The 4,948-nt window shown below is 54.4% G+C and carries 4 protein-coding genes and 1 pseudogene; 1 reads left to right on the top strand and 4 read right to left on the bottom strand.

Annotation, left to right across the window (positions count from 1 at the left end):
• Window positions 1-124 precede the first annotated feature (124 nt).
• The 4 genes and pseudogenes from FYJ62_RS10085 to FYJ62_RS10690 form a co-directional block, all read right to left on the bottom strand.
• The gene (locus FYJ62_RS10085) at window positions 125-1,864 is read right to left on the bottom strand and encodes an ABC transporter permease (protein WP_154549545.1); all 1,740 of its coding nucleotides are present in this window, start codon (window positions 1,862-1,864) and stop codon (window positions 125-127) included.
• Entirely contained in the window at window positions 1,780-2,181 is a 402-nt protein-coding gene (locus FYJ62_RS10080; RefSeq protein WP_154549544.1) for a hypothetical protein, read from the bottom strand. Before FYJ62_RS10080 ends, FYJ62_RS10085 begins: the two co-directional genes overlap by 85 nt.
• Window positions 2,182-2,196: 15 nt before the next feature.
• Window positions 2,197-2,898: an ABC transporter ATP-binding protein gene (locus tag FYJ62_RS10075; protein WP_154549543.1), complete on the bottom strand. Its 702-nt coding sequence runs from the start codon at window positions 2,896-2,898 to the stop codon at window positions 2,197-2,199.
• 95 nt (window positions 2,899-2,993) lie between these two features.
• Window positions 2,994-4,279 (bottom strand): annotated as a pseudogene (locus tag FYJ62_RS10690) (ATP-binding cassette domain-containing protein).
• Between the two features lie 350 nt (window positions 4,280-4,629).
• Between FYJ62_RS10690 and tnpA the strand changes: the two are divergent.
• Window positions 4,630-4,948, top strand: a 319-nt coding sequence (gene tnpA, locus FYJ62_RS10055; RefSeq protein WP_456073122.1) for an IS200/IS605 family transposase, incomplete at its 3' end; no start/stop codon positions are given.

Genomic DNA, 4,948 nt, shown 5'->3' with positions numbered 1-4,948 from the left:
GCTGAGGTAGGTGCCTCTTCTATGATCGTCTACCCATTCGTGGTAAATAGCGAGTTTGATTTCTTTAGTGTATTTAGTCATGAAAATAACCCCCGAAATTAGTGTCCTAATTTCGGGGGTCATATCACTGATACTTCTTCCCAGTTGCTTTTTCATAATAATCAGCCGACATGTAGATTGCATGGCCAGCGTACATTTCACAGACAGCCGCGACCTTGATTTTTGCTGCTTGCCCATTGATCTTGACCCGCAGCGCCTCGCCTGGCTTGACTTGGGCCAGGCTGGCCAGCTTCTCAGAAACAACGGCGCCGTTCTGGGACAGCTGGAGCTGCTTGCCGCTGGTCCGCTCATCCAGCTTGACCAAGCCGCCCAGCTGCTTGTCCTGGCTGACGATCAAGGAGACTGCCTGCGCTTCATCGCTCCCCGGCACCTTTTCCTGCAATTGGTAAAAAGCAACCGGGAGCTTTCGCTCAACATCATTTGACGCCAGCTTGGCCTTCAGCTCTTTTTGCGCTTTCTGGCTGGCCTGGGGGTTCTTCACCACCAGCAGGTCATAGCGGAGCAATTGGCCGAACTGGTGGGCCGCGATGCCGGAGATCGACGAGCGGATGCCCAGGCCGGTGAACAAGATAGCTACCGATCCGGCCACGCCAAAGATGGTCATCAGCATTCGCTGCTTGTAGCGAAAAATGTTTCTGGCCGTCACCTTGCCGTTAAAGGACAGGCGGCGCCAGAGCGGCTTAATCCGCTCCAGCAGGATCTTGGACCCGGCCACTGGTGCTTTTGGCAAAAGCAGGCTGGCCGGCTGCTCGGCCAATTCCCGCCAGGCCACCCACAAGCTGGGCAGGACGGCAGTCGCCAGCCCGGCGGCCAAGGTAAAGAGCACAAGGGACAAGTGCAGCTTCAAGGGCACCTGGTCAATGACGCTGCCCATGCAGACGATCCTTAAAATGATCGGCGAGATAAAGTAGTTGCCCAGCAGAATTCCCAGGACCGACCCAGCGGTGCTGGCCACCAGGCCATAGATGATGAACTTCTGGATCACGTCGCGCTTGTTGTAGCCCAGAGCCCGAAAGATGCCGGCATTCTGCCGTTCTTCATCGACAAAGCGGGTCATCGTGGTCAAGACGACCAGGGCTGCCACCAGGTAAAGCACGACTGGGAAGACGTTGGAGACGGCCGCGACGGAGCTGATTTCACTGACAAAGTTCTGATACCCTTCCCCGCCTGGCAGGCTGGCTCTGGTATAGACTTGATAGCTGGGCTTGGGCCATTTGGCCATTTGCTTTCTGGCGGCCTGAATCTTGGCCAGGCCGGCTTGCAGCTGCTTCAGCTGCTTTTTGGTCACTTGTCCGCCCTGCTGCTGGTAAAGCGCCAGCTGGGCCTGCTGCTTCTTGAGGCTGCTTTCCTGCCGGTCCAGCTTTTGCCCGGTCTGCTTCTTCATAGACTGCAAGCGCTGATCCCCATTGTCCGCCAAGAGCTTGGTCAAACCGGCCTGCTTCTGGCTGACCGCTTTTGCGTAGGCCTTGCTGGCAAAAGAGTCTTGCCTTAAAGATGAATAGCGCAGGCGGGCCAGGTTGGCTGGACCGGAGAAATTGCTTTTTGCCACGTAAGCATAGGCCTCCAGCTGGCCAGTCCCGGAACTGGCCGTGCCCATGGTCTCCTGGCTCCAGATTTCCCCAGACTTGACAAAGGCCACGATCTTGAACTTGGTCCGCTTGAGCTGACTGCCATTCGCCTTTGCCAGTTCAAGCGTCTGCCCCAGGCGGTATTTGCCCTTCAGGTTGCTTGACAGGGCAAGCTCGCTCTTTTTAAGCGGCTTTTTCCCTTGCACCAGCTGAAACTGGCTGCTGGCAACCGGCATGGAAAACAGGCGCACCGCCTGGCTGCTGTTCTTGATCGCCGCGTCGGAAAAACAGGCAAATTCGCTTTTGCCCCTTTGACCGCGCGCAGTTCCGACTCGTCTTCTTTGGAAAAGCCATAGTCGCTGATCACGAACAGGTCAGCCAGCCGGCTTTGCCGCACGTACTCCTGCCCGGCCTGCTCTATGTTTGGCGCGGTAGCCTTAAGGCCGACCAAGGCCATGGCGCCGATCATCAAAAGGCACGCGATCGACAGGAAGCGGCCCTTCGACTCGGCAAAAGCCAGGAAAACGTTCTTCCAATACTTCTTCTTGCGCATCTTTGCCACCTGCCTTTAGTACTCCAAAGTCTTGATGTCCTGGGGCTTTGGATTGATCGTGATCTTGTCCACGGTCGCGTCCCGCAAGTGAATGACCCGGTCAGCGATTGGCGCCAAGGCGCCGTTGTGGGTCACGATGATGACCGTGGCGCCTTTCTTGCGGGACATGTCCTGGAGCAGCTGCAAGACCTGCTTGCCTGTTTCATAATCCAGGGCCCCGGTTGGCTCATCGCACAGGAGGAGCTTGGGCTGCTTGGCCACTGCCCGGGCAATCGCCACCCGCTGCTGCTCCCCGCCCGACAATTGGGCAGGGAAGTTGTCCATCCGCTCTTTCAAGCCAACGTCGGTCAAAACCTGGCCAGGGTCTAGGGGCTGCTCGCTGATCTCCACGGCCAGCTCCACGTTCTCCCTGGCGGTCAGGTTGGCAATCAGGTTGTAGAACTGAAAGACGAAGCCAATGTCCCGGCGACGGTATTCAGTCCGCTGGTAGTCGTTAAAATTTGCCAGATCCGTGCCGTCGATCACGACCTGGCCTTCATCAAAAGTGTCCATTCCGCCCAGAACGTTGAGCAGAGTCGACTTGCCTGCCCCAGAAGAGCCCAGGATGATGACCAGTTCGCCCTTGTTGATGGAAAAATTGATGTCCCGGTTGGCCTCAATCACGTTTTCTCCCATCCGGTAGCGCTTGTAGAGCCGCTTGACTTCGATGTATGCCATTTTCCTCACCTGCTTTGAATAGATTATGCCAAAAAGCAAACGAGCATTTTGTCTGCTAACTCAATTATAGAATACAAGCGCTTTCAGTAAAAAGATTAAGCTTCAGGCAAATGCACGATCTGGCTGGCAACCGCTTGAAGCAAAGCCTGGTCGTGGTCGACCAGCAGCATGGCTGGCTGCTGCTCCTGCAAAAGCTTGACCAGCTGGTCTTGGTTGAATAGATCCAGATAATTGGCCGGCTCATCCCACAGGTAGAGATTGGCCTCTTCAACCAGTGACTTAGCCAAGGCCACCCGCTTTTTTTGCCCCTGGCTCAGCTCTTGCAAGGGCAGATTAAAGCTTTCTCTGGCAAAGCCCAGCTTCCTGAGCTGGTTTAACAGGGCCGAATAGTTCAGATGCATCTTCTTGGCAAAAGCGGGCAAGCTGCCAGTAAAGTCCAGGCTGTCCTAGCTCAAATAGCTGATCTTGAGCCCGCTGGCCAGTTCCAGGCGGCCAGTCCGGTCAACCAGCGGCTGTTTAGCGAGGATTTCCTTGAGCAGGGTTGACTTGCCAGAGCCATTTGGACCAACCAGGGCGATAACCCCCTGCTTTTTGACCTGCAGGGACAAATCCGTGAACAGGTCCTTGCCCGCGATCCGCAAGCTTAGGTGCTTAATCTCCAGCAGCTTTTGATGATAGTCCGGCACGAAATTCAGGTCCAAGGCCGGGGTCTTTTCAATGTTGGCCAGCAGACCCTGTTTTTCCTCCAGCTGGTCCTCTTTGCGGCGGGCCACGTTCTTTGGACCGCTTCATGACTTTGGCCGCCCGCTTGGACAAAAAGCCCTTGTCCCTCAGCTCGGCCTTCTCCGCCGCCGTAGCCCCTTTCTTGACCCTGACTCCCCGCTCAGCCTGATTGGCAAAGGCAGCCAGCCGCTTTTGGCTGCGGTCCAGTTCCTTGATCTCCCGGCGCAGCTTGCGGTCCTTGGCCTGGTTGAAGCCGTCCCGGTCCTTCTTGGTCTGCTCGTATCCGGCAAAGTCATCCCGGTAGAGGTGCACCTGCTGGTTCTCAAGGGCCAGCACGTGGTCGCTGACCTGATTCAAAAAGGCACGGTCATGGCTGACGACGATGTAGCCCTGCTTGGCCTCGCGCAGATACTGGGCCACCTGCTGGCGGCTGGCCAGGTCCAGGTGGTTGTTGGGCTCATCCAAGAGCACGAAGGCATCGGGCTCGCTGAAGCAAGCAGCCAGCAATGATTTTCAGCAGGGTGGTCTTCCCCCGGCCATTGCGGCCAACTAAGGCCAGCTTCCAGGATGTGTCAAGATTAACGGTTAAACCGGCGAACAGATTTTCAGCTTGGTCTGGGTATGCAAAAGTCAGCTGATTGATTGAAATTGTTGGCATAAAAACCTCCAGCAAAGAAAAAAGTCCGCACTTATCCAAGTACAGACTTCTGCTGGAACAGTCCCACAGGTCCAATCTTGCATAAGTGCATAGTACCCCCTTGAAAAAAACAGTCCTGTCAAAATGGCAGTGCCTATTTAATTTAAGCAACGACTATGAAATAGCAAGATTAGAAACGCAATGAAACCCCTTCTTTCCTGATTTATTACGTTGAGGGCGAGAAAACTTGGCATTTCAATGCCGAGTTGAATCGCCCTCTTTTTTTGCTTTAGCACGTGAACATTAGTTCGGTATGCGATATAATATACATGGCTAAAGAACTGCAAATGCTGAAAGAAGGTACGACTCATATAGTTAAATACGAATTCAGGAATGATGAGCCAGATATCATCCATGGACGAGGCTACGCATACAACCTCAATTACCACATCGTCTGGTGTATCAAGTATCGCAACCAAGCCTTGGCTAATCCGATTATTGTCGATTCACTCAAGGACAAGATCCTGCAGATCTGCCGTGAGAATGAGTATACGGTCAAGGCTCTGGAAATAATGCCAACTCACGTGCATATTCTGCTGTCTGCCAAACCCAAAGAGAGCGTGACAAATATCGTCAAGAAGCTCAAAGGCATTACGGCCAAGTGGCTTTTTGAAAAGTACCCGGAAACGA

The organism is Lactobacillus porci (genome assembly GCF_009695985.1).
Classification (GTDB): domain Bacteria; phylum Bacillota; class Bacilli; order Lactobacillales; family Lactobacillaceae; genus Lactobacillus; species Lactobacillus absianus.
The sequence above is the reverse complement of the archived record's forward strand: the minus strand, read 5'-3'. Positions and strand labels throughout refer to the sequence as shown.

Coding starts and splice junctions, on each gene's coding strand:
- FYJ62_RS10080 (WP_154549544.1), bottom strand. CDS start 2,181: ATGCGCAAGAAGAAGTATTGGAAGAACGTTTTCCTGGCTTTTGCCGAG.
- FYJ62_RS10075 (WP_154549543.1), bottom strand. CDS start 2,898: ATGGCATACATCGAAGTCAAGCGGCTCTACAAGCGCTACCGGATGGGA.
- FYJ62_RS10085 (WP_154549545.1), bottom strand. CDS start 1,864: ATGCCGGTTGCCAGCAGCCAGTTTCAGCTGGTGCAAGGGAAAAAGCCG.